The sequence below is a fragment of the Paenibacillus sp. FSL R7-0179 genome (genome assembly GCF_038002265.1).
Classification (GTDB): Bacteria; Bacillota; Bacilli; order Paenibacillales; family Paenibacillaceae; genus Paenibacillus_AQ.
The window spans coordinates 1286715-1311100 of the sequence record NZ_JBBOCC010000002.1; the positions used below are offsets into that span (position 1 = coordinate 1286715).

At 50.6% G+C, this 24386-nt stretch carries 24 protein-coding genes; 21 read left to right on the forward strand and 3 right to left on the reverse strand.

What is annotated here, in order from left to right; translation table 11 throughout:
- Nucleotides 1-306 precede the first annotated feature (306 nt).
- The 11 genes from MKX63_RS22010 to MKX63_RS22060 all read left to right on the forward strand — a co-directional run bounded on the left by MKX63_RS22010 (nt 307) and on the right by MKX63_RS22060 (nt 11740).
- Nucleotides 307-522 carry a spore coat associated protein CotJA gene (locus MKX63_RS22010; protein WP_036692819.1) on the forward strand — a complete coding sequence of 72 codons (216 nt, stop codon included), beginning with the start codon at nt 307-309 and terminating at the stop codon, nt 520-522.
- 2 nt (nt 523-524) lie between these two features.
- Nucleotides 525-791: a spore coat protein CotJB gene (locus tag MKX63_RS22015; protein WP_341020064.1), complete on the forward strand. Its 267-nt coding sequence runs from the start codon at nt 525-527 to the stop codon at nt 789-791.
- A gap of 49 nt (nt 792-840) precedes the next feature.
- A complete protein-coding gene (locus MKX63_RS22020) occupies nt 841-1410 on the forward strand; it encodes a manganese catalase family protein (RefSeq protein WP_209991273.1) in 570 nt (189 codons plus the stop codon).
- Nucleotides 1411-1582: 172 nt separating this feature from the next.
- Nucleotides 1583-2452: an Rpn family recombination-promoting nuclease/putative transposase gene (locus MKX63_RS22025; RefSeq protein WP_341023194.1), complete on the forward strand. Its 870-nt coding sequence runs from the start codon at nt 1583-1585 to the stop codon at nt 2450-2452.
- A 439-nt stretch (nt 2453-2891) separates the two neighbouring features.
- Nucleotides 2892-4076 carry an acetyl-CoA C-acetyltransferase gene (locus tag MKX63_RS22030; RefSeq protein WP_341020067.1) on the forward strand — a complete coding sequence of 395 codons (1185 nt, stop codon included), beginning with the start codon at nt 2892-2894 and terminating at the stop codon, nt 4074-4076.
- 34 nt (nt 4077-4110) lie between these two features.
- Complete coding sequence (locus tag MKX63_RS22035) at nt 4111-4851, forward strand: acetoacetate decarboxylase (RefSeq protein WP_341020069.1); 741 nt, start codon at nt 4111-4113, stop codon at nt 4849-4851.
- A 39-nt stretch (nt 4852-4890) separates the two neighbouring features.
- Entirely contained in the window at nt 4891-5559 is a 669-nt protein-coding gene (locus tag MKX63_RS22040; protein WP_341020070.1) for a CoA transferase subunit A, read from the forward strand.
- Entirely contained in the window at nt 5552-6214 is a 663-nt protein-coding gene (locus tag MKX63_RS22045; protein ID WP_076155054.1) for a 3-oxoacid CoA-transferase subunit B, read from the forward strand. Before MKX63_RS22040 ends, MKX63_RS22045 begins: the two co-directional genes overlap by 8 nt.
- 98 nt (nt 6215-6312) lie before the next feature.
- A complete protein-coding gene (locus MKX63_RS22050; RefSeq protein WP_341020072.1) occupies nt 6313-7089 on the forward strand; it encodes a hypothetical protein in 777 nt (258 codons plus the stop codon).
- A gap of 2 nt (nt 7090-7091) precedes the next feature.
- Nucleotides 7092-10640, forward strand: coding sequence for an S-layer homology domain-containing protein (locus MKX63_RS22055; RefSeq protein WP_341020073.1), 3549 nt, complete (start codon nt 7092-7094; stop codon nt 10638-10640).
- Between the two features lie 170 nt (nt 10641-10810).
- Nucleotides 10811-11740, forward strand: coding sequence for an Rpn family recombination-promoting nuclease/putative transposase (locus MKX63_RS22060; RefSeq protein WP_341023197.1), 930 nt, complete (start codon nt 10811-10813; stop codon nt 11738-11740).
- An 83-nt stretch (nt 11741-11823) separates the two neighbouring features.
- On the opposite strand, the gene MKX63_RS22065 is transcribed toward MKX63_RS22060, so the two are convergent.
- Together MKX63_RS22065 and MKX63_RS22070 are read right to left on the reverse strand one after the other, a co-directional pair.
- Nucleotides 11824-12585: an SDR family oxidoreductase gene (locus MKX63_RS22065; RefSeq protein ID WP_341020075.1), complete on the reverse strand. Its 762-nt coding sequence runs from the start codon at nt 12583-12585 to the stop codon at nt 11824-11826.
- Between the two features lie 9 nt (nt 12586-12594).
- On the reverse strand, nt 12595-12969 hold the full coding sequence (locus MKX63_RS22070; RefSeq protein ID WP_341020076.1) for a MerR family transcriptional regulator: 375 nt from the start codon (nt 12967-12969) through the stop codon (nt 12595-12597).
- A 184-nt stretch (nt 12970-13153) separates the two neighbouring features.
- Between MKX63_RS22070 and MKX63_RS22075 the strand changes: the two genes are divergently transcribed.
- A complete protein-coding gene (locus MKX63_RS22075) occupies nt 13154-13756 on the forward strand; it encodes a DUF1349 domain-containing protein (protein WP_341020079.1) in 603 nt (200 codons plus the stop codon).
- Nucleotides 13757-13762: 6 nt separating this feature from the next.
- Here MKX63_RS22075 and MKX63_RS22080 read toward each other — a convergent pair whose 3' ends face one another.
- Complete coding sequence (locus MKX63_RS22080) at nt 13763-14308, reverse strand: hypothetical protein (RefSeq protein WP_341020081.1); 546 nt, start codon at nt 14306-14308, stop codon at nt 13763-13765.
- A gap of 123 nt (nt 14309-14431) precedes the next feature.
- Here MKX63_RS22080 and MKX63_RS22085 point away from each other — a divergent pair, with 123 nt between their 5' ends.
- From MKX63_RS22085 to MKX63_RS22125, 9 genes are all read left to right on the forward strand, one after another.
- Nucleotides 14432-15031: a TetR/AcrR family transcriptional regulator gene (locus MKX63_RS22085; protein ID WP_341020083.1), complete on the forward strand. Its 600-nt coding sequence runs from the start codon at nt 14432-14434 to the stop codon at nt 15029-15031.
- A 107-nt stretch (nt 15032-15138) separates the two neighbouring features.
- Entirely contained in the window at nt 15139-16077 is a 939-nt protein-coding gene (locus MKX63_RS22090; protein WP_341020085.1) for an aldo/keto reductase family protein, read from the forward strand.
- Between the two features lie 18 nt (nt 16078-16095).
- Nucleotides 16096-17118 (forward strand): SDR family oxidoreductase, encoded by a 1023-nt coding sequence (locus MKX63_RS22095; RefSeq protein WP_341020087.1) that lies wholly within the window; start codon nt 16096-16098, stop codon nt 17116-17118.
- A gap of 399 nt (nt 17119-17517) precedes the next feature.
- On the forward strand, nt 17518-18258 hold the full coding sequence (locus MKX63_RS22100) for a MerR family transcriptional regulator (RefSeq protein ID WP_341020089.1): 741 nt from the start codon (nt 17518-17520) through the stop codon (nt 18256-18258).
- 3 nt (nt 18259-18261) lie between these two features.
- Nucleotides 18262-18870 carry a CPBP family intramembrane glutamic endopeptidase gene (locus MKX63_RS22105; RefSeq protein ID WP_341020090.1) on the forward strand — a complete coding sequence of 203 codons (609 nt, stop codon included), beginning with the start codon at nt 18262-18264 and terminating at the stop codon, nt 18868-18870.
- A gap of 96 nt (nt 18871-18966) precedes the next feature.
- Nucleotides 18967-19626, forward strand: a complete 660-nt coding sequence (locus MKX63_RS22110; protein ID WP_341020091.1) for a class I SAM-dependent methyltransferase — start codon at nt 18967-18969, stop codon at nt 19624-19626.
- Between the two features lie 168 nt (nt 19627-19794).
- Nucleotides 19795-20823 (forward strand): CapA family protein, encoded by a 1029-nt coding sequence (locus MKX63_RS22115; protein WP_341020092.1) that lies wholly within the window; start codon nt 19795-19797, stop codon nt 20821-20823.
- A gap of 157 nt (nt 20824-20980) precedes the next feature.
- Nucleotides 20981-22702: a sensor histidine kinase gene (locus MKX63_RS22120; RefSeq protein WP_341020094.1), complete on the forward strand. Its 1722-nt coding sequence runs from the start codon at nt 20981-20983 to the stop codon at nt 22700-22702.
- A gap of 40 nt (nt 22703-22742) precedes the next feature.
- The gene (locus tag MKX63_RS22125) at nt 22743-24302 is read left to right on the forward strand and encodes a response regulator (RefSeq protein WP_341020096.1); all 1560 of its coding nucleotides are present in this window, start codon (nt 22743-22745) and stop codon (nt 24300-24302) included.
- Nucleotides 24303-24386: the final 84 nt, after the last annotated feature.

Genomic DNA, 24386 nt, shown 5'->3' on the forward strand with positions numbered 1-24386 from the left:
GACCGCCTTTGTCTGCGGATTTCAACCGTTAGAAACGGGATAAAACAAGAAATCTGCAGAAGGGCAGCGGCCGGAAGTCCAAAACTTCTCTGGAGTCACAGCTAATCCTAAAACCAAAAATCATTAGTTCAATTTATATAGTTTGGCCGCAAAAAGTACCGTTCGCTTGCACACCTGAAGGTGATTTTAATGGGCAACTGTTCTTTTCCACCCTTGGACTGTCATAAGTTAGTTACGAAGGTAACGATCAGAGATCTGGACATTCATCAGGCAATGCCGTCAAAACCTTATGAGGAGGAATGATTATTGAACTCCCAGGATCGCGTATGGACACCGTACAGGGGACCGTTTGATCCTTGTCCGCCGGTGCCGTTCAAGACGTATGTTGTGCCGCCGAACCAATTCGTCACGTTTCAGCCCCCGAATCTGCCGCAGTTCTCCCTGCCGGAGGCGCTCAAACATGGAACGTTATGGCCATCGCTTTACAGCCCTTATGAGTCCAAGTTCAAAGGAGGGAAGTAGCTATGGAAGCTAATCCTTGCGAGCCCCGTTATTACGAGATGCTGGAGCAGCTGCAGGTCCTTGATTTTGCACTCGTAGAGCTGAATCTGTTCCTGGACACTCATCCGGAGGATGTGAAGGCGATCGAGCAGTTCAATCAGCTGACATATGAGCGCACCAAGCTGGCGAACCAGTTCCAGGAGCTATACGGACCTCTGCAGAATTTCGGCCGCGCCTATTCCAAGGCTCCATGGCAATGGAGCGAGAGTCCCTGGCCTTGGCAAGTCTAAGGCATGAAGCCGGGAATGAAATAAGCCTTAAGGAGGGGGAAGTTCACGAATGTGGATCTATGAGAAAAAGCTGCAATACCCGGTGCGTGTCGGCAAATGCGATGTGCGGATGGCCCGGTATCTGATGGAGCAATACGGCGGTGCGGACGGCGAGCTGGCTGCGGCGCTGCGCTATATGAACCAGCGGTATGCTATACCTGATAAGGTAATTGGTGTATTAACGGATATTTCTACTGAGGAATTTGCCCATCTCGAAATGATTGCCACCATGATCTACAAGCTGACCAAGGACGCCTCGGTACAGGAGCTGGAAGCCGCAGGCTTAGGGCCGAACTATGCACAGCGGGATCATGCCTTGTTCTACCAGAACTCGGCCGGTGTGCCCTGGACAGCATCCTATATCCAAGCCAAGGGCGATCCAATCGCGGATTTGTACGAGGACATCGCCGCAGAGGAGAAGGCCCGGGCTACATACCAGTGGCTGATTGACATGACCGACGATGTGGATCTGCAGGACAGCCTCAAGTTCCTGCGCGAGCGGGAGATCATTCATGCGATCCGGTTCAAGGAATCGGTGCAGATTTTGATTGAGGAGAAGGATAAGAAGCGGGTGTTCTGACAATGATGTATACACAAATTAAATAGACAGTTTGACAAGAAGAGCCACAGGAGCAACATCTGTGGCTCTTTTTTCATTGAACGAGAATGTACGTTCGTTTTATTATAGATAATTCCATTAAAATGGGATATGCTCACAAGAAACAAGCAGTACATAACAGGAGGCGACTAAAATCCCTTTACCGCATGATGAAGCATTTAAGAAGCTGCTGGAGACGTTTTTTCAGGAATTTATTGAGTTGTTTTTCCCTGAGCTTGATTCCATGCTGGACTACAGTGAAACCCGGTTTCTGATGCAGGAATTACTCGTGGACATTGTTGGCGAGGAAGCGCGGGAGCTGGATCTGCTGCTGGAGATCCGCTACAAAGGGCTGGACGGTTATATTCTCATTCACCTGGAGCCGCAGTCGTATCGGGATTCACGGTTTCATGAACGAATGTTAACCTATTTCAGCCGTCTGTTTGAACGCTACCGCAAAGAGCATAAGCTGATTATACCGATTGGCATCTTCACTTCTGATGAGATCAGGGAAGAGCAGGATACCTTGGAGATGGTTATTCCTGAACATCATATCCTGCGCTTTCAGTTTCTCAAGGTGGAATTGCGTAAGCAGAACTGGCGAAGATTTATTGATTCGGACAATGCAGTGGCTGCTGCGTTACTGGCCAAGATGGGGTATACTACAAGAGAAGCGAGAGATGTGCGCCGGGAATTTCTGCGCATGTTCATGAAGCTGAGAGCGCGGCTCGATCAGGGTCGGCTGGCGCTTGTGATGTCAGTGGCAGATTTATATTTCCAGCCGGACCGGGCGCAGGATGAAGAGATTATACAAGAATTGATGATACAATACCCGGAGGAGGGTGAAGCGATTATGGAACTCATGCCAGCCTGGAAGCGTTGGGGATATGAAGAGGGTATAGCTGAAGGAATAGAAAAGGGCCAAGCCGAGATTATTCGTAAATTACTGCTTCACGGACTCACTCCGGAAGAGGTCTCCGAAGCGGTGGAGTTACCGGTGGAGAAGATTAAAAAGCTGATGTAAGCAGGGCTCCTCCAAATACGGAATAATATGCTAAGAGTGCTGCACAAACCGTCTCCAGACCCAAGTAAGGGCCGGAGACGTTTTTTTATGTGAACTCTTTTGGCATGTTTTCATGTGATTTTCTGAAATAACCATTAATAACCAGAATATCAAAGGAAATGCTAGTATAACCTCGTTGAGGGATTGTACAAGGGCCTAGAGGTATTCGTATGTAAAAATATGTATATTTTTGAGTGTTGAGGAAACTGGTGTTTAGGCTTACACTGAATATGTAAATAAATACCAAAAAATCAAATGGAGGAAGGCGATCAAAGCGGCTAAGCCGATCAAGCTAATTAAGCTGATTTAACCGATCTAAGCCGCAACGCATACTCTCTCATACATCGTGATTAATACCCGCATGTAAATCTAATACCATCAGAAAGGAATGTGAGATTCAGTGAACAGAGTTGCATTAGTAAGTCCCTTACGGACAGCAGTTGGTTCATTTAACAACGGACTTTCAGCAGTTAGGGCTACGGAATTAGGAGCAAAGGTGATGACGGCCTGCCTTCAGAAAAGCCATGTAGAGCCTGCGTTAGTGGAGCAGATTTATCTGGGCAATGTTCTACAGGCGGGCGAGGGCCAGAATCCTGCCAGACAGGCGGCGCTGCAAGCCGGTATCCCGATTGAAGTGCCTGCAACAACGATCAACACCGTTTGCGGTTCAGGGCTTCATACCGTTGCTTTGGCTTACAATTCTATTCGGGCTGAACAAGGGAGTGTTCTCCTGGCCGGGGGGATGGAGAGTATGTCTAACGCCCCTTATGTGCTGAAAAATGCAAGAAACGGTTACAAGCTTGGGAATAGCGAGCTGATAGATACCGTGGTGGCTGATGGCCTGACCTGTCCGATCAATAACTATCATATGGGCATTACTGCCGAGAACATTGCCGGGAAATATCATATTTCACGACTGGAGCAGGATGAATTTGCCTATGACAGCCAGATCAAGGCCGCTGAAGCTAAGCGGAAGCAGACTTTTGCAGAGCAGATTGTGCCCGTGATGACCAAAATCAAAAAGGAGACAGTCTGGTTCGCGGAGGACGAGCATGTAAGAGGAGAGGTCAGTAAAGAGAAGCTTGCTCAGCTAAAGCCTGCTTTTAAGGAAAACGGGTCGGTTACTGCCGGAAATGCCTCGGGGATCAATGATGGAGCGGCGGCTGTGCTGGTCATGTCGGAAGATAAATGCAAGGAGCTTGAGGTTGAGCCTTTTGCCTATATTAAGGGCTATTCACTGGTGGGCGTAGATCCTGCTTACATGGGAATGGGGCCGGTAAGAGCCATTAAGTCGCTGCTTAAGAACCAGGGCATTCCTCTTGAGGCCATCGATTTGTTCGAGATTAATGAAGCCTTTGCGGCACAGGCCATAGCGGTACTGCACGAGCTTGAGCTTAATCCGGAGAAGGTGAATGTCAACGGCGGTGCGATTGCGATTGGACATCCAGTGGGGGCCAGCGGAGCCAGGGTACTCGTTACGCTGGTCCATGAAATGGTCCGAAGCTCTAAGCATTACGGTATAGCCAGCTTGTGCATCGGAACGGGGATGGGCATTGCCATGCTGGTTGAGAACGCACGCTATTAACACAATTCTGACAGAAAGGGAGTTTAAGATCATTATGAATGCAAAAGAGGTGCTTGCGCTGCAATCCATGCCTGCAGCCAGTCCGGGTTACGGGCGTCCGCCTTACCGCTTCATTGACCGTGAATTTATGGTTATCACTTATGAATCCGACCCTGCGGCGGTCAGACAAGCGGTCCCGGAACCCTTGCAGCCGGATGGAAGTAACACCGTGTCATATGAATGGATCAAAATGCCTGATTCGTCGGGTCTGGGAAGCTATGAGGAGAGCGGGATTGTGATTCCGTGTACTTTTCAGGGGGAGCCGTGCAATTTTGTAGCTCAGATGTATCTGGATAATGCGCCTGCCATTCTGGGAGGACGGGAAATCTGGGGTTTCCCCAAAAAGTGGGCCTCTCCCCGCCTGACCGTTGCAGGCACAGAGACGCTGACCGGCACGCTGCATTATAACGATGTTCTGGTGGCCGTGGGAACCATGCCTTACAAGCATGCTGTGATGGATGCAGAGGATACAGCCAGAGCTATCTCTACGACCCAAGTGAATCTAAAACTGATCCCCGATGTGGATGGGACCCCTAAGATTGCGCAGCTGGTTGCTTACACTCTTGAAGATGTTCATGTAAAAGGCGCTTGGACCGGGCCGGCCCGATTAAGCCTGATCCCCCATGTGAATGCCCCTGTGGCCGATTTGCCGGTGAAGGCGTATCACGGGGGAAAGCATTTTATTGCCGATCTAACGCTGCCCTATGGCCAAGTCATTCATGATTATCTCCAGTAAGGGCTTTTCTCCAAATAATGAACAAGGAGCCTGAAATCTATGATAAACAAATTAATCTCCGCCGAAGATGCCGTGAAGAGGGTGAAGGATGGAGACACCGTGATGGTCGGCGGTTTTCTGGCTGGAGGCCATCCCGATGAGCTGGTGCATGCGCTTGTCGAGACTCATTCTGCGGGTAATCTCTCGCTCATCTCCAATGATACAGGCACCCCGGAATTATCAATCTATAAGCTGGTCAAAAGCGGCCGGGTTAAGCGCATCTATGCCTCCTACATCGGCTCCAATCCAGAGACCGGAAGACTGCTGATGACCAAGGAAGCGGAGGTGAATCTCTATCCGCAGGGCACGTTAGCTGAGAAAATCCGTGCCGGGGGAGCGGGGCTGGGCGGTGTGTTAACTCCTGTAGGAGTAGGAACGATTGTAGAGGAAGGCAAAAGGAAGCTTGATATCGACGGAAAAGAATATCTGCTGGAGCTGCCTCTCCATGCAAATGTGGCGCTGATCCGGGCCCATAAAGCGGACGAGGCGGGGAATCTGGTGATCGACGGCTCTTCCCGGAACTTTAATTTCGTCATGGCGATGGCGGCGGATTATGTAATCGCAGAGGTAGATACTTATGTGAAGCTCGGGGAAATTGATCCCAATCATGTCAACGTCCCCGGGATTTTGATTGATGCTATTGTAAAGGTGGCGAATACGCATGAATAACCGGGAATTTATTGTGAGAAGAATCGCCCAGGAGTTCAAAGACGGTGATGTAGTGAATCTCGGGATCGGTATGCCGACCCTGGCTGTAGACTATATTCCTGATCATGTCCAGATTATGCTACAGGCCGAGAACGGAATACTCGGAGTAGGCCCCAAGGCGGCGAAGTCAGAGGAAAACATCGACTGTATCGATTCTGGCGGGAGCTTTGTGACCACGATGGCCGGAGCCTGCTATTTTGACAGTGCGGTCTCCTTCTCAATCATCCGTGGCGGGCATGTGGACATCACCGTGCTGGGTGCGCTTGAGGTTGACGAGCAGGGCAATCTGGCCAGCTGGATGATTCCGGGGAAAAAGGTGCCGGGCATGGGCGGGGCGATGGATCTGGTCGTCGGGGCCAAGCGGGTCATTATCGCCATGGATCATGTGAGCAAGGACGGGCAGCCGAAAATAGTCAAAGCCTGCAAGCTGCCCCTGACGGCGGTACATGTCGTAAATACGATTGTAACTGAAATGGCGGTCATCGAGGTGATTCCGGGCCAAGGGCTGATGCTGATGGAAATCGCACCGGGTCTGACGGTAGAAGACGTTCAGCAGGCAACCGGGGCAGAGCTATGGATCTCCCCAGACCTGAAGGCGATTGCTGTCGCTGTCTAATAAAATAAAATTTAATATGCTTACATTGTGATGATTCTACGAACATATTACGCCGTTATGCTGTCTACTAGAACAGACAACAAGGAGTGTGAAGGTTCGTGAGTAATCATCCATTTGTAAAGAAAGTATGGAGCGGGATCTTGGCTATGACGGTTCTGCTTCCCACCCTTACCCCTGCTCTATCTCCGCTACCGACTGCTTTTGGGGAGGCGGCGGAGACCAGCGGGGTCGTAAAGGTTGAGGATTTTGAACAGGTGAGCTTAGCGGACCTAACCTTTGACAGTGCCCGCATTCATAGCGGCAGTCTGGCGCTGGAGACCAATCCGAAATATGTACATAGCGGAGCGAAGTCCCTGCGGATTGATTATGACTTCATAGGCATAACCGATAACCCGTCCCAGGTTGCCGTTGGTCCGGCGGCTCAGCTACCATTGACGAACCGGACCCCAAAAAGAATCGGGATGTGGGTATACGCCAATCAGGAGGGTCATGGTCTGACCTCCAAGTTCTACGTGTCTTCTACCGGCAAATCCAAAACGTATGAAATCAGGAGTGAAGAGACCGGGATAGACTGGAGCGGCTGGAAGTATGTTGAGGCTGAGATAGGGTCAGATCTGACTATGCCGGGTACTCTGGCCTTCTACTTCCAGATGAAAGAAAGACAAATGAACAAAAAGAATAAAGGCTCGATTTGGATTGATGATATCAGGCTGATTTATGATGAGCCCAGTAATGAGGATATGGATGTGCCAGTGTTGACTCCGGCGGCACCGGCTCCTGATCAAATCTTGAGCGCTCCCGTCTCTGACCTTATTACCTTATTCTGTCAGCAGAGGATGCTAAGTCAGGCATTGATCCGGATTCCATCCGGTTAACGGTGGATGGTCAGGCTGCGGCACCGTCAACGTATACCTATGATCTGAATCTTAAGCAGATTATCTATCACCCGGAGCTTCCGCTGGCCGGAGGCTATCATCAAGTGCTGGCAGAAGTGAAGGATAGAGCCGGCAATCCGGCAGCGGCCGAATATGCTTTTCAGATCGAGCATGGGGCCAGATTTACCTTGGAAGCCCCGGAGGAGGCTGTCAGTAATGAGACCTACCGGCTGAAGCTGAAGGCGACGGACGTAGGCGAAGCCAAGAGCTTCCATGCCAGAATCAAGTTCGATCCAGAGACATTGCAGGCCAATGTAATTAATGCACACTCCGGCTTGAGTCAGGTGCAGACAACTATCGATAATACAGGCGGCTACGTTGATGTCAGTGCCGAGGGACTGCAAGGGGATCAGGCTGATGCGCTGTCAAGTATTGATTTTGAAGTGAACCGGTCTGCGAAAATGGAGCGCGGCGAGACGGCTAAGCAGATGGCCATGGTAGAGGGCAGTTTCGGATATGGAAGCGGGACGCCAGTTCGTTCCTTCGCCTCTCCGTTAAGTTATAAGATCGGGTTTCCTTACAAGATCAGCATCAAGGGATCAGGCCTGCATACTCAGAGTATCATCTCGGTTACCTCCCGCGCAGGAGCGCCGGTGGAAGGAGCCGGGATTGATTTTACCGATACCAGCGGTCCTCAGACTTATGTGCGTGTAACCGCCGATGGGTCCAAGGTATATGCCAAAGCCGATTCAGCATCCGCAGTGCTCATTAATGTAGAGAAAAACGCGCGGATGTTCGCCACAGCAGGCAGCGCCTCCGGATTCATCAAGGTGTATCTGCCGGATGGCAGCAAGGCGGGGTACATCTCATCCGCAGACGTGGAGCAGAGTGACCTTAGCGCAGAAATAGGCTTGACGGATGCCAATGGAGAGATCCATACGTCCCTGACGAACCTAGCCATTGGCACTTGGAGCGTGCAGGCTGTCAAGGATGGCGGGACCAGCGAGAGTATCAGTATGAATGTTGTAGCTCTGTTTGGCGGGGCAGATCCCCAATATATTCAGACTTTTGTTGCCGAAGATATGAAGACGATGATGAGTGTAGGGTGGCAGAGCGCGCCAAGTGTACAAGAGGCTTATATCCAGTATATGAAAGATAGTGATTGGGTGGACAGTGACCTGACGAATGCTCCGGACAAAGCATCCGTGCAGCGTGCGTTCTCTGAGGTGGAGGTTATTCCTGAGGTTGCAGGGGGGCCTATGGGCGAAATCAAGTTCCATAATGCATTAGTCACGGGTCTTGAGCCGGGTACGGGCTATCGTTACAGAGTCGGCTACGAAGGCCACTGGAGTAATTGGTATCCTTACAAGACGGTTGAGGCTGCGCCGGACAAGCCTGTTTCTTTTGTATTTGTAACCGATTCGCACACCAAAGGGGACAATGGGCTGGAGACCTACCAGCAATTGATCCAGAATGCGTTCACTAATTATCCGGGTACCCAGTTCATTATGCATGGCGGTGATATGGTCGATGACGGGGCGGTTTTGAATGAATGGAACCAGTTCTGGCAAGCCTCGTCGATCTATTCCTCCTCTGTTCCTTCTGCGTATACCATGGGGAATCATGATGTAAAAGGGGGAGGAAAGTACATTTTCGCCAAAGGCTTGGGGCTTCCTGTTAACGGGCCAGAGCTCCAGAGGGAGTATGCCTATTCGTTCGATTCAGGAGAGGTGCATTTCGTGGTGCTGAACTCTGAAGCAGACGAAGTCACGATGGGCAAGCAGGCGGAGTGGCTGCGGGAGGACCTTCTAGCAAGTAATAAAAAATGGAAAATTGTCATGTTCCACAAACCTGCCTATCATACCGAAGATGGACGCGGCAATCTGATCGAATACACACAGACTTATTTTGCCCCCATTCTCGAAGAATTGAAGGTCGATCTGGTGCTGGAAGGCCATGACCATGTATATGCGCGGACCTATCCGATGAGCAAAGGCAAGCCACTGCCAAGCGGAGAGCAAGGAACGGTCTATCTGGACGGCGGGGCGTCCGGCTGGAAGTTCTATGATGGAAGCAAATACGAGTATCTTGATTTCATGTTTGACGAGGATGTTCCGGTCTATTCTGCCATTCAGGTGAGCCATGATAAGATCGTAATCCAAGCCCGCACTACGCAAAGCGCAGAATTAATTGATAACTATACGATTGTGAAAAAGGATGGGCGGACGCTAACTTCGGTGGCCGTAGCCCCGGCCGAATTGAAGCTGAATGTGGGTGATAAGCACGCGACGGTGCTTACAGCTACCTATAGCGATAACTCCACTGCCGATGTGACGAATCAAGCCATATGGACATCTTCTGATGAGCAGGCAGCTACAGTAGACGCGGAGGGTATCATTCATGCCGTTGGAGTGGGCGAGGCGACCATTCAGGCGAATTACAGTAATCTGCCGCCGGTGAAGCTGTCGGTAACTGTGCAGTCAGAAGGTACGCTGCCTAAGCTGCTGAAGCTGACCGCCGAGCCTGGCACACACACCTTGCAGGTGGGCAAACAAGCGGCTTCCGTGATTACGGCGGTATATGACAATGGAGTAAGTACAGTGGTTACAGATCAGGTCCGTTGGACGACCTCAGATCCTGGGGTCGCCTCGGTATCGGATAAGGGGATCATTACAGGGGTTGCAGCTGGGGATGGGGTAACCATTACAGCTTCCTTCGGCGGCTTAACCGTTGCCATTTCCATCGTGGTTGAGGGAGGAAAGGTACCGGTAGTAACGCCGACACCGACACCATCGCCAACTCCACAAACGGGAGTAACACCGGCAACAACGCCAACACCAAAGCCGGCTGTAACACCGACAGTAACACCGTCAGCCAAAGCAACGACTACACCGGCACCAACACCAGCAATAACTGCCGGTCCCGTGAAGCCAACCCTAACCAGACCTGTGCTGAAAGACAGCTTGGACTTAGATAAACTTAAATCTATAGTTGCAAAAGGCCAGACAGCGGCTATTGTTTCATTCCAGGATGTGCCTTCCACGCTGTGGAGTGCATCGTTCATTGAACGTGCAGCCCAGATGGGGTTGATAACGGCTTACGTGGACGGTTCATTCCATCCTGAAGCCAAAGTAACACGCGCTGAGTTTGCTGTAATGCTCACAAAAGCTTTTGGACTGACCGGCTCACAGGGAACCGGATTTTCCGATACGCAGGGACATTGGGCTTCTATGGCACTTGCAGCGCTTAGGCAGCATGGGGTGATTCAGGGCTACGCGGATGGTTCCTTCCACCCCAAGCAGGAGATCACCCGCGCGGAAGCTGTGACTATGCTGGCACGTCTTACGAGCTATGTTCCCGGCACGCCGGCGTTATTCTCTGACCTCCCGGCAAGCTGGGCGGCAGAGCCAATTAATGCCTTCGCTAATGCGGGGATTGTCTCCGGGAAAGGCAACGGCGCCTTTAAACCGAAGGAATCTGCCTCCCGCGCTGAAGCCATAGTGATGATCATCCGGCTCATGGATAAGCTTGTTGAAGCGGGTGAGGAGTAGGCTAGATAGATAAAGCTAATGCTTCTGAGCAGACAAAGGCAGCCCTACTTGATCGGGGCTGCTCTTTTTTACATCAAAATAAGAACGCATGTGCGTTTTATTATACCGAATTCCATTGAAATGGAATATACTCACAACAAACAAGCAGTACATAACAGGAGGCGACTAAAATCCCCTTACCGCATGATGAAGCATTTAAGAAGCTGCTGGAGACGTTTTTTCAGGAATTTATTGAGTTGTTTTTTCCTGAGCTTGATGCAATGCTGGACTACAGTGAAACCCGGTTTCTAATGCAGGAATTGCTAGTGGATATTGTTGGCGAGGAAGCGAGGGAGCTGGATCTGCTGTTGGAGATCCGCTACAAAGGGCTGGACGGTTATATTCTCATTCACCTGGAGCCGCAGTCGTATCGGGATTCACGGTTTCATGAACGAATGTTTATCTATTTCAGCCGTCTGTTTGAACGCTACCGCAAAGAGCATAAGCTGATTATACCGATCGCCATCTTCACTTCAGACGAGATCAGGGAAGAGCAGGATACCTTAGAGATGGTTATTCCTGAGCACCAGATTCTACGCTTCCAGTTTCTTAAGGTGGAATTGCGTAAGCAGAACTGGAGAAGATTTATTGATTCAGACAATGCAGTGGCTGCTGCGTTACTGGCCAAGATGGGTTATACTACAAGAGAAGCGAGAGATGTGCGCCGGGAGTTCCTGCGCATGTTCATGAAGCTGAAGACACGGCTTGATCAGGGACGGCTGGCACTTGTGATGTCAGTGGCAGATTTATATTTCCAGCCGGACCGGGCCCAGGATGAAGAGATTATACAAGAATTGATGATACAATACCCGGAGGAGGGTGAAGCAATTATGGAACTCATGCCAGCCTGGAAGCGTTGGGGATATGAAGAAGGTATAGCTGAAGGAATAGAACAAGGAATAGAACAAGGAATAGAACAAGGAATAGAACAAGGGATAGAGCAAGGGAAAGAAAAAGGTCAGGCGGAGATTATCCGTAAATTACTGCTTCATGGATTTACCCCGGAAGAGGTGTCCAAGGCCGTGGAGTTACCAGTGGAAAAGATTAAGAAGCTGATGTAAGCAGGCATTCTCCAAATAACGCATATACCAAAGAGACCGCCTATCCTAAGACGGTCTCTTTGGTGCGTTCTGATTCAAATCTTTTATTCAATATAGCTCTTCGTAGCCTCATACATTTGCGCTGCATATTCGTCAATCTGGTCCCGTGACATGCGCAGACGGTCCACAGATGTGCCGTAGCCGATCTCCTGGAGTCCGTCAGCAAGGCCCTGGAAGATCCCATCCGTGAACGCATCTAACGGCTCGCCATGTACATGCAGCCCTGATCCGCCGAGATCTGTATTTACGGCTGGAGGGGCTACCTCGATTACCTCAACGCGGGTCCCGGAGAGCTGGAGTCTCAGACTCATGGTGAACGAATGAAGGGCCGCCTTTGTTGCTGAATAGATCGGTGCGATGGCAAACGGAGTAAAGGCCAGGCCAGAGGTCACGTTAATGATAGTTCCAGCTTCCTGTGCTACGAAGAAAGGGGCAAACAGCATAGCCAGATGAAGAGGGGCTTCAAGGTTGGTGGTGATTTCCTGATTGAAATCAGCCCAATGGTTCCTCACATCCGCTGTCTGTACATTGAAGCGCTGCTGAATCCCGGCATTGTTCACTAGGACATTCACTCCCGGATAGCTTGCAGTTACCCAGTCCAAGAGAGCGAGACGTTCTGACTCTACCATTAGATCACACGCACGAATGATCAGGCCGGGGAATTTGTCCTTAGCCGACTGCAGCACCTGCTCACGCCGTCCGGTAATAATAACCGTGTTGCCCGCAGCGATGAAGCGTTCGGCCATCGCCAGTCCAATGCCGGAGCCTCCGCCTGTAATCAGAATGGTGTTTCCTGAGAGCTTCATGATAAAACCTCATTTCCTTTTGTTTTCTAAGTAATTCGTATACCGTTCTATTTTCTTATCAATGCCCTGCAAGGCTTCGGTCATGAGCGCAATTTGTGCCAGTACAGCCTGTTTGTGTTCTTGAAACATGGCTAGCCGCAGAGCAATCGTGCTATCCCCCTCTGCCATCCAGTCTACATATTGCCTGATCTGGCTTATGGGCATCTGTGTGTTTTTCAGATAGAGAATGATCTTAAGGAAGGCGAGATAATTCTCCGTGAAAATCCGCCTGCCTGCTTCATCCCGTTCCATCCGGGGCAGCAGTCCTTGCTTCTCATAATAACGGATGGTAGATTCCGGAATCCCTAAACGGGCAGCAGCTTCGCCAATGGAATAATAGTTCATCTGGAGGCCTCCAAAGTGATTGTTAGATGTCGACAGAGATAGCATACGACTTAAACCATGGTTTAAGTCAACCTAATATTCAAGAGTCTGTCAAAATATTGCTATATGTTATTTTTCCATTTTGCTATAGGATGTGATTGCTCTGCAATTAATTAGAAATATCCAAAAATAGGAGGAATACCAAATGACCAAGGCTGATTTTACAGCATACCAGTGGATGAATGAGGGGAGCATCCGGTTTGAGGATGACAGTATTATAATAGAGGCCACTGCTAACAGCGACTTTTTCTGCAATAACGGGGCCATTTCCGAGGAGGGACTGACGCCTGAGAGTCTGACGAATGCTCCCTTCTTCTATACAGAAGTATCCGGGGATTTCGTGCTGCGGGTGAAGGTGAGCCATGACTTCCGGGACACGTACGATTCTTCTTCCATTATGGTGATGCAGGACCTTAACATCTGGGCCAAGGCTTGCTTTGAGCTGACAGATTTTGATACCCACGCAGTGGTCAGCGTAGTTACGAACCAGATCTCGGACGATGCGAATGGCTGCAATATTGAGGGCAATGAGGTATGGCTTCAGGCTGCCAGGTCTGGGAATGCCTTTGCTTTTCATTATTCGACCGATGGCGTAAGGTTTGACATGATGCGCTTCTTTACCCTCCCGGTGGGAGACATGGTCAAGGTCGGGTTGTTGGCGCAAGCCCCTACCGGCGATGGCGGGGATAGAATATACAAGGATTTCTCATTGCAGCGGACGGTGAAAAATATAAGAGCCGGCGTATAAGCCGGCTCAGCTTGAACCTTTGGCCTGTCGGGGCCAGATGAAATAGGTAACAGTGATGATCAAGTCAATGCCAACCACCACGGACCATACGGTTAGGATACTTAACAGAGCTTCGGTACGGGCGGCGTCGTCAATCCAGATGATGAGACCATACAGTATCCCGGCAGCGAGTACAAAGGAGAGCAGGTGCTTCAACCAGCTCTGGAAATAATGCTTGGCGTGATCCATGCCGTAACGCTTAGCCGGCTTCGCCCCTTGCTTGGTAACATAGTACCGGAAGCGTTCGTCGGCCCAAGCGATCATGCTTTTACCGAATACAATGGACACGGAAATATATACGGCTGCAAGCGCATGTGCTGTCGTAGCGGTAGCGCCTCTTGCCAAATCCACGCCGGAGATCATCAATAGAAGGATATCGAGCACCGGAGTCATCGCCAGCAAAATCAGTCCCAGTGTAGACCGCTTGAAGATATAACGCGCTGTAAAGCCTGCAAGAATGACCACCCAGAACAACACCTCACAGGTAAGAATCGCCCATGCAACCAGATTCATATCGCACCCCTTGTTATAGTTGATAGTAAGTATAGCTTAGTCGAAGTATAACAGCGGATTTTAAATAATACAATCGTATTATTTAAATTGTGCTTATCATTTCGGGTATGCTACAATATGGGCATGCCAAAAATTGTAGATCATTCCGAACGAAAATCGAATATTGCCGAAGCTACCTGGCGGGTTATTATCCGGCAGGGAATCAAAGGGGCTACGGTGCGTAATATTGCTGCCGAGGCGGGTGTATCCTTGGGTGCGCTGCGCCATTATTTCTCTACCCAGCAGGAATTGCTGGAGTTTGCTATGAATCTGGTGAAGGAGCGCGTAACAGCGAGGATTGTGGACATTATGCAGTCGAAGCTTCCTCCCCGGGAGCAGATTTTGCAGGTGCTGCTGGAGCTGCTCCCTACCGACGACAGCAGCATGGCTGAGATGGAGGTATGGTTCGCTTTCACCTTCCATCTCAAGACTGGCAGGGAGAGGGCTACTGAGCTTAACGATGCGATCTATCCGCTGATCGTCCAAATTATTGATTATCTGGATCAGCAGGCGCTCCTCAAGCCGGGGCTGGATAAGGATGATGAAGCCGAACGGTTGTATGCCTTAATTGACGGCTTGGCCCTTCATGCCATGCTTGAGCCTGACCGGATGAATAAACAACGTGTGATCCGGGTGCTGAATGTTCACCTGGAATCTATCTGCAGAAGTGGAGGGGACAGGTAGAGCCGTCCGCTCCGCTTTCTATTTCTGCCAATTTGTTCTAGAATGAATAGGTGCATATAGCAACCGGTTGGCGGGACCCGCCGGATTCAGAGAGGAGTAAGGGATTAATGAAATACCGCAGATTAGGTGGAACCGGACTTAAGGTCAGTGAGATCAGCCTGGGAAGCTGGTTGACCTATGGAGGATATGTGGAGCAGGACAATGCTGTTAAGGCTATTGAAACCGCTTACTCCCTGGGCATTAATTTTTTTGATACCGCGAATGTCTATGAGAAGGGGGCGGCGGAAAAGGTGCTGGGAGCTACCCTAAGCAGCTATCCGCGCGAATCCTATGTGCTGGCGACCAAGGTGTTCGGGGTAATGGGTGACGGTCCCAATGACCGCGGCCTGTCCCGGAAGCATATTACAGAGCAATGCCATGCCAGCCTGAAGCGGCTGGGCGCTGACTATGTGGATCTGCTCTACTGTCACCGGTATGATCCGGAGACTCCGATCGAGGAGACGCTGCGGGCGCTGGATGATCTGGTCCGTCAGGGCAAGGTGCTGTATGTGGGAGTCAGTGAATGGACAGCGGCGCAGATGACCGAAGCTCTTGCAGTTGCCGACCGGTATCTATTGGATCATATCGTGGTCAATCAGCCGGTCTATAATATGCTTGAACGTTATATCGAGAAGGAGATTATCCCGCTTGGGGTGCGCAAGGGAATCGGACAAGTCGTATTCTCCCCGCTCGCTCAAGGTCTGCTGACCGGCAAATACAGCTCGGTCTCCGATATTCCCGCAGACAGCCGGGCTGCCCGGCTCGACTGGATGCGCAAAGGAATTACGGAGGAGAAGCTTACAAAGGTTCAGGAGCTGGTCAAGGTTGCCGCTGAACTGGATATCTCCGTAGGCAATCTGGCGCTGGCCTGGATTCTGCGCCAGCCTAATGTATCCAGTGCCCTGGTCGGCGCGAGCCGCCCTGAGCAGGTGGAGGAGAATGTGAAGGCTTCGGGCATTGAGCTGCAAGAGGATATATTGGCACGAATTGAGGAAATTATCGGTTAAGAGAGAGGGAGGATACAGATGAAGGTTCTATTTATCGGAGGAACGGGACTTATCAGTCAGGCGGTTTCCCGGCTGGCAGTGGAACGGGGAATAGAACTGTATCTGTTCAACCGTGGAGAGCGCAGCAGCTTCGTGCCGCAGGGCGCACAGGTGATACACGGTGATATCCGTGACAAGGAGCAGGCAGCCGAGGCGCTACAGGGGTATGACTTCGATGTTGTAGTCGACTGGATTGCCTTCACGCCGGAGCATGTGCAGACGGATATTGACCTGTTCACCGGCAAGACGCGGCAGTATATCTATATTAGCTCTGCTTCTGCGTACCAGAAGCCCCAGCGTAATTATTTGATTACCGAAGAGACCCCGCTGGTGAACCCGTACTGGCAGTATTCCCGGGACAAAATTGCATCCGAGGAGCTGCTTCTGGAAGCGTATCAGAGCAGCGGCTTCCCAGTGACCATTGTCCGGCCTTCCCATACTTATGGAGATACAGCCATTCCGGCGGCGCTGACCAGCTGGAGCCATCCATGGTCTCTGGTGGAACGCATCCGCAAGGGCCAGCCGCTCGTCATTCATGGCGATGGCACCTCTCTATGGACATTGACGCATAATACGGATTTTGCCAAAGGCTTCGTTGGTTTGCTGGGACTCCAGGAGGCGCTTGGAGAAGCGGTTCATATTACCTCGGATGAGGTGCTGAACTGGAATCAGATCTATGCCGCTATCGGGGAGGCCGCAGGCCGTGAGCCGAAGGTGGTACACATGTCCACGGACTTCATCGCTGCGAATACCCCGGCGGGAACGGCGGACGGGCTGATCGGGGATCAGGCAGTCAGCAGTGTATTCGACAACAGCAAGATCAAGCGCCTGGTGCCAGACTACCAAGCCACCCTGCCGTTCGCGGAAGGCGTGAAGCGGTCGGTTGCCTGGTTCGAAGCCCGGCCGGAACGCTGCACCTCAGACCATGATTGGTCCAAAATGCTGGACGGATTGATCGCAAGACATGGCGTTGATGCGAAGCTGCTTAGCTATTATGTATAAGTAGATTTTATAGATACAAGACCTATAGATTACGCTGAGCAGGTGCTGTCCGTTAACGGGTAGCGCCTGTTTCGCTTACGGATCGATCCACCTTGAATATTAGGGATTGAGTAGGACGTTACGTCACAGTTTATAATAAAAAACACGGTACTTATAAATCTATATAGATTGAACTAAAAAATTAAAGTTAAAGGAAAAGTGGCGGAGGGGAATTTTGGAACTGGAGGAGCGGTAGCGACCGCCTTTGTCTGCGGATTTCAACCGTTAGAAACGGGATAAAACAAGAAATCTGCAGAAGGGCAGCGGCCGGAAGTCCAAAACTTCTCTGGAGTCACGGCAATCCCAAAACAGAAATCATTAGTTCAATTTATATAAAACGGTAATACAGGAGGGGATTATATGGAGCTTACGGTCGGTCAATTCGCCAGCGCTGTCGATACGACGGTAAGGACACTAAGATATTATGAGAAAATCGGGCTTCTTGTTCCTGGAAAGAAAAACGGCGCCAATCAGAAAATTTATGCTGGAGATGATCTCAAGAAATTCTATAACATACAGTTGCTTAAGAGTATGGGCTGGCCGCTAATCGAAATCAAACAAATGCTTGAAGAGACCGCGTATTCTTTTGGAGAAATGGTGGAAATGCAGGAAGCTGTGCTTCGTGATAAGCGAAATAGAATAAACGAATCCTTGGAAATGATAGCCCGGATGAAGAATGTAATGAATGAAACGGGTGATTTGAACAATGAAGATCTGATGTTGCTCATGAATGCGATCCGGTTAGAAGAAGATCAAAGAACGATTTTACAACAATATTTCTCTGCAACCACGGTAGATAAAATAATACCCAAAAATAAACAGCAACAACCAGCATTTGATCGATTAAACCGGAGGTTATTGTCTTTTTTTCAGACATCCATGGACAGCGGACTGCGTCCTGATAGTCAAGAGGTACAACGCGAGCTACAGGAAGTGTTAGCCCTTGTTCCGGTATCTGTGAACGAGCTTTTTCAGACAGAGCGGAGCTTGGACAAGCAGTCAGAGATTTTGAAGGCTTTGCTGCCTGATGATATGGGGGGATTTTTCGGTGAAGCGATTCATGCCTTTTATAACAATCAGTTCGAAGGAAGGGGGGGATAGAAATTGAGTGAATTAAGTACGCGGCAGCATAATAAATGGTTGATCCAAATTGGGTTAGGTTTAGTGCCATTTCTGGTTTTAGGCGCAGCACTCATTGCCATTTTCCGGTGGGGTGAAATCATTCCCTATATCCAGTCCTTGTTTGTTCCAAGTGAGTTGTCTTTTCTAGAAGTTACCTTGCTGGGGCTGATCGCGGGTACGATTGTAGTGCTTATCTCTGTCGGTCTTATTATAACAACAAAAACGGTGCTTCCCCAGTCCGAAGGTTCGGAGATTATACGGAATATCATGAGAACTCCAAGCGGCATTGCCGTCAGCTCACTGGGGGGAGGCATTGTTGAAGAGTTTTTCTTCAGAGGCGTATTAATTGGACTGTTTACGGGTTATGGCTCTATCCTTGACGGCATTGTGATTGGGATAAGTACTTTTTTATTTTGGATTATTCATGTCCCTCAGTATAAAGGGGTACGTTTGGCTTACGGCTTAGTTTTCATTAATGGCCTGATATTTGCTTTATTGTTCTACTTTACGGATTCATTGGTTCCATCGGTCATTGCCCATGCCATTTATAATCTGGGTATAGGGATCTACTTCATGAAGCTTACGAAATAATCCCCATGTCAGGCTGCTGCGAGGTTATAGCATGAATCCGGGATTCGTGAATATACTCTCACTACCGAAATCCCCACGAGTAAAGGAGTCCTGGCCATGCCGACACATCCTTACGTCTCCCGTTTTTTTGTAAATACCGATGCACGCCGTGACAAGCTGGTTTATGATTTGCCGGAAGCCTGGTGGAGCCGTCCGTATGAATACGAATGGTGTACGAATTTCATCTCACCGCACGATGTAGTACTGGACGCAGCCTGCGGAATCTCTCACCCGCTCAAATTCTATCTTGCCGAGCATAGCGCTGAGGTCTATGCCTGTGATAAGGATGCCCGGATTCTGTCGCATGAAGCGATAATGCAGAATATCACCGAGGATGCCGGAGCAACTGCAGCCTCTCAGGTGGAGGCCGGACCTGTAAACAGGCTGCATCTGGCCCAGGCTGATCTCACCTCACTGCCTTATGAGGATGAGAGCTTTGATACGGTTTTTTGTATCTCGGTGCTGGAGCATCTGTCTGTGCAGGAAGCAGTACTGGCCGTCCGTGAGTTCCATAGAACGCTGAATGGAGAAGGGCTGCTGGTGCTGACCTTTGATCATCCGACGGTCAACCTGCCGCGGATGAATGAGATTCTGCTGCAGGCCGGCTTTCAGTATTGGGGCGAGACGGATTTCAATCTTCCGGCAGATGCCGTGCGTACAGATCAGTGGGGCGGCCTAAGCTGCTTCCGGGCAGTGCTCAAAAAAGCGCAAATCTAGCAAAGTCCATCCATCATTTGGTTGTTTCCTTCCATTGTAGTAGAATAGCTTCTAGGGCAGAAGAAAGAAGGAGACAATCTCATGGGGATGATCGGCAATGTTCCGGCTGTAAATGCTGAGCTGCTTCAGTCATCATTCTATTACATTACAAAAAGGAGCTAGAGAACTTTGCGCAGATATGCTGTTATAGTCATGATTCTGCTTCTGCTGGTCCCTGCCGCGGGGATAAGCGCCCAGGGGGCTGCTAAGCAGGAGGAGATTAGCCTTACTTTTGCCGGGGATATTCTGCTGGACGGCTTTGTCGGCGACCAGATTGCTAAGTATGGCGTTGATTTCCCGTTTGCCAAGGTAGCACCGGTGCTGCAGAAGGCGGATATGGCTTTTGCCAATTTGGAGACTCCGGTCTCTGTCCGCGGAACTGCAGCCAGTAAGACGTTCGCCTTCCGCTCCAAGCCGGCGGCACTTGCGGGATTAAGCAAAGCGGGGATCGACGGTGTCACTGTAGCCAACAACCATATTCTGGATTATGGCCGGAACGCGATGCTGGATACTCTGATTCATCTGGATAAGAACAACATTGGGCACACCGGTGCGGGTGCCAATATGGATGAAGCGTTCAAGCCGTATGTCAAGACCGTCAAGGGCAAGCGGATCGCCGTTCTGGGTACAAGCCGTGTGCTGTCCAGCCCCTCCTGGTATGCAGGCAAGAACAGCCCGGGTGCGGCTTCCGCTTATACGGCAGAGCCGCTGCTGAGTGCAATTAAGAAGTCTGCCAAGGATAATGATTATACGGTTGTATATATTCACTGGAATCAGGAATTCAAGGATTACCCGGAAGCTTATGCCCGCAAGCTGGCCAAGCAGATGATCGACAGCGGTGCAGATATCATTCTTGGTGCGCACAGCCATTGTCTGATGGGCATTGAATATTACAAGCATAAGCCGATCTACTATTCACTGGGCAATTTTGTGTTCAACCGTTCCACACGGGGCGGAGACAAGACCCTGCACTCGATGCTGGTTAATTTCACCATTAACTCGTCAGGGGTAACCAGCAGCATTACACCGGTCAAAATCATTGGCGGGCAGCCGAATTTCATGGGGGATGCCTACAATAAAGAGACCATCAAGAAGCTGAACCAGCTCTCCTTCAATGCGAAGATTGCAGCGGGCGGGGCAGTCAGCGAGAAGCTGTGAAGTAAGCTGGCCTGACAGATTCAGAGCCATAATGTATAAGCCCGGGGAGCCGCTTCCTAATCCTCCCTGGGCTATTTGACGTGTTCCTGGTATTATCATAAGTGCCGTTTCGGAGTAGAATAGCAATAACGAATTCTATGCAGAGGATGTCCAGTGAATGATGCCCAAGCTTAAGAAGTACATGCCTTTCACCTATAAAATGATGATTCCTTATCTGCTGCTGGTTCTGCTTACGGATGTGTTCATCGGCTATATCTCCTATTCCATGCTGACCGATTCCCGGACAGAGATGGCCGAGTCCAACATCCGTACAGGCATGGAGCAGTCGAGGAACAATATCCGCTATCAGATGGATGAGATTCAGCGGATGTCGGACAACCTGTTCGGCAGCCAGCCGTTCCAGCGTGCGCTGGAGCTGAAGGGGACGCCGTTTGAGATCTATCTGACGATGCTTGACGAGATTGTTCCCCAGATTACCGCGCCGCTGCAGCTGTTCGGGAACAAGATCCGCTTCATGCTCTACACTCCGAACGCTGATCTGAACATTGTGTCAGGCGATAATCTGGATGATCCGATTATTACCAGCGATTACTACATTCTGCCGTTGGACGATATTGTAGGCAGTCCATGGTACCGGTCGCTGAAGGATTCCAAGCGTGATAATTTGTGGCTGCAGATTGATACAGACCAGAAGCTGGGCAACCTCTCACATGTGCGCAGACTCGTCAACTTCAGTGATTACAAGTCGCTGATCGGGTATGTGCGGATTACGGTATCGCTGGAGGACCTGTTCGGCGGCTTCGATACCTTCCCGCTGGAGGAAGGAATTACGCTGCGGCTGGTGGAGGAGACTACCGGGGACGTTCTGTTCCAGCGGGGCCCCGCCAATAATAGCAGCGGAGAGGGGAGCTTCCTCAGGCTGCAGGAGCAGATTCCGGGCAGTAACTTCATTATTGAAGCGATGGTTCCGCATAAATATCTCACCCAGGATGCCGGACGTCTGCGCCGTGTGATTATCGCGGTCTGCAGTCTGAGCTTCCTGGTCATGACCCTGATCGGGTATGTGGTGGCACGGATATCGGGCCGCAAAATGAGCAGGATCGTAGGCCTGGTGCGTTCCTTCCAGGACGGGAACTTCCAGAAGCGCATCCGCTTCTCCGGCAATGATGAATTCGTGCAGATCGCGGATTCCTTCAATGATATGGCCTCCAACATCCAGGGGCTGATCAACAGCGTGTATGTGCAGGGAATTCAGAAGAAGCAGGCGGAGCTGGAAGCTCTGCAGGCACAGATCAATCCGCATTTTCTATATAATACACTATCTACGATCAGCAGCCTGGCTAATCTCGGGGAGATCGGCAAGGTCACGGAGATGGTCCAGGGGCTGTCCCGGTTCTACCGGCTGACGCTCAATCAGGGCAATGTCTATATTGAGCTGGAAAAGGAGCTGGACCAGGTTGCTACGTACCTGGAGATTCAGCGGGTCAAATATGCGGATGCCTTCACGCTGCACGTGGATGTGGACGAGGAGATTCTGCACATGCAGGTGATTAAGCTGCTGCTTCAGCCTTTTGTGGAGAATATATTCAAGCATGCCTGGTTCGGTGAGACCATAGCCATCCGGCTGACCGGCAAGCGGGTAGGGGACAATATTGAACTTAAGGTAATTGATAACGGGATCGGCATGCGCCCAGAGGTGGTCAAGCGTATGATGCAGGGACCGAGCCAGTCAGGCGGGTACGGTGTGAAAAATGTGGACGAGCGGATTAAGCTCAGATACGGCGATGCATACGGAGTGACAATTGCCAGCTTCTACGGAGGCGGGACAACCGTACGGCTGCTGCTTCCTGCCGGGCTTCAAGGTGATGAGGAGCTATAAGACATGAGGTCAGTTACACATACAGGAGGACAAGATTGCGATGAGTATCAATGTACTATTGGTTGACGATGAGGCAATCGATCTGGAGTGGCTGCGGCGCAGAGTGCTGGCCAGTCCACTGGATCTTGCAGTGGTAGGAACGGCGAACAGCGGCTTCAATGCGCTTAAGATCATGGAGCAGGAGCGGGTGGATATCATCCTGTCTGACATACGTATGCCCATTATGACGGGGACGGAATTCGCGCGCCGGGCCAAGGTCATCCATCCGAAGGTCAAAATTGTCTTCATCAGCGGCCATGAGGATTTCAGCTATGCCAAGGAAGCGATTGAGATCAATGCCTCCGGCTATTTATTGAAGCCTGTAGAAGACAAGGATCTCTACGACATGCTGGAATCTTTGTCTGCCGCTCTGGAGCAGGAACGGGAGAAGAACCGTTCCTTCACCGAGGCATTGTCCCTGGTGAACAAGGAGCTGATTCTGCGCTGGTTCGAGGATGCATCGCCTGAGCCGGCGGAGCAGCATCTGCGCAGTGCCCTGAACCCGCTGCTCATGAAGGGAGCGGCTGCAGCAATTATTGAAATTGATGATCTGGAATGGAAATTGCGCGACCTGTCCGAGGAGGATGCGCGGGTCAAGACGCGGCAGATGGCCGGACTGATCAGAGCGTTCGTAGAGAGCACCCAGCTGGGAATACTGATTCCTGTCCATCATCACCGGTTCGTCATTCTGTGCAGTCTTCCGCCGGACAGCTTCCTCAGTCTGCTGGATGAACTGATTAAGCAGATGGCCGGGAGCTCACCCTGCACCTTAACCATCGGGGTCGGGCGTTACGCCCAGGATGAGGCGGGGCTGCATGAATCCTACCAGCAGGCAACGGCTGCACTCAGTGCGAAGTGGCTGCTGGGCAAGAACCGGCTGATCCGCGACAATCTGGAGTCCTCCCCGCGCGGGACACCGGGGGCCAGAATTGAACAGACCGTTGTGCAGCTGCTGGAGGCTATCATCCAGTACGATCTGGTGGCGATTGACGATCATCTGCTGGAGCTGTTCACGAATGCCGGCAAGAAGGATGTCTATGAGCTGATTATCCGTATCACCTCCAAGCTACATGCGGACCTGCAGCAGCAGAATGAGAATCTGTATGAGCTGCTACAGTGGGAGTCCCATCAGCCGGATATCCTGTTCCAGTTCGAGACGATTCACGATATCCTGTCGTGGATGAGACGGAGATTCTTTGAGCTGTCAGAGCTGCTGTATGTGAAGCGGCAACGGCAGAAGCGCAAGCTGATCGACGAGATTATGAATTATGTCGAGGAGAATCTGGAGAAGAAGATCACCTTGAAGGAGGTAGCCGCCCACTTCGACTTCACCCCAAATTATCTGGGCTTCCTGTTCAAGGAGGAATACGGGGTTCCTTTCAGTGAATACGTCAACGAGCGCAAGACAGGCAGAGTGTTCGAGCTGCTCAGTGATCCGACGCTTAAGATCTATGAGATAGCCGAACGGATGGGCTATAAGAATATCATCTATTTCAACCGTCAGTTCAAGCAAATCACCGGCATGACGCCGGGGGAATACCGCAAGAAGCAGAAGATATAAGCTTTGTTTGCCAAACGTTGCCAGCTCTGGTTTTCAAATCAGAGGCAACGTTTTTTGTTTTTTTGGAAAGTATATATATTTAAA

Bases quoted from the DNA above. Each gene is read 5' to 3' on its own strand.
- MKX63_RS22015 (WP_341020064.1), top strand. From the start codon at position 525: ATGGAAGCTAATCCTTGCGAGCCCCGTTATTACGAGATGCTGGAGCAG.
- MKX63_RS22020 (WP_209991273.1), top strand. From the start codon at position 841: ATGTGGATCTATGAGAAAAAGCTGCAATACCCGGTGCGTGTCGGCAAA.
- MKX63_RS22035 (WP_341020069.1), top strand. From the start codon at position 4,111: ATGAATGCAAAAGAGGTGCTTGCGCTGCAATCCATGCCTGCAGCCAGT.
- MKX63_RS22040 (WP_341020070.1), top strand. From the start codon at position 4,891: ATGATAAACAAATTAATCTCCGCCGAAGATGCCGTGAAGAGGGTGAAG.
- MKX63_RS22045 (WP_076155054.1), top strand. From the start codon at position 5,552: ATGAATAACCGGGAATTTATTGTGAGAAGAATCGCCCAGGAGTTCAAA.
- MKX63_RS22065 (WP_341020075.1), bottom strand. From the start codon at position 12,585: ATGAAGCTCTCAGGAAACACCATTCTGATTACAGGCGGAGGCTCCGGC.
- MKX63_RS22070 (WP_341020076.1), bottom strand. From the start codon at position 12,969: ATGAACTATTATTCCATTGGCGAAGCTGCTGCCCGTTTAGGGATTCCG.
- MKX63_RS22075 (WP_341020079.1), top strand. From the start codon at position 13,154: ATGACCAAGGCTGATTTTACAGCATACCAGTGGATGAATGAGGGGAGC.
- MKX63_RS22080 (WP_341020081.1), bottom strand. From the start codon at position 14,308: ATGAATCTGGTTGCATGGGCGATTCTTACCTGTGAGGTGTTGTTCTGG.
- MKX63_RS22085 (WP_341020083.1), top strand. From the start codon at position 14,432: ATGCCAAAAATTGTAGATCATTCCGAACGAAAATCGAATATTGCCGAA.
- MKX63_RS22090 (WP_341020085.1), top strand. From the start codon at position 15,139: ATGAAATACCGCAGATTAGGTGGAACCGGACTTAAGGTCAGTGAGATC.
- MKX63_RS22095 (WP_341020087.1), top strand. From the start codon at position 16,096: ATGAAGGTTCTATTTATCGGAGGAACGGGACTTATCAGTCAGGCGGTT.
- MKX63_RS22100 (WP_341020089.1), top strand. From the start codon at position 17,518: ATGGAGCTTACGGTCGGTCAATTCGCCAGCGCTGTCGATACGACGGTA.
- MKX63_RS22110 (WP_341020091.1), top strand. From the start codon at position 18,967: ATGCCGACACATCCTTACGTCTCCCGTTTTTTTGTAAATACCGATGCA.
- MKX63_RS22120 (WP_341020094.1), top strand. From the start codon at position 20,981: ATGATGCCCAAGCTTAAGAAGTACATGCCTTTCACCTATAAAATGATG.
- MKX63_RS22125 (WP_341020096.1), top strand. From the start codon at position 22,743: ATGAGTATCAATGTACTATTGGTTGACGATGAGGCAATCGATCTGGAG.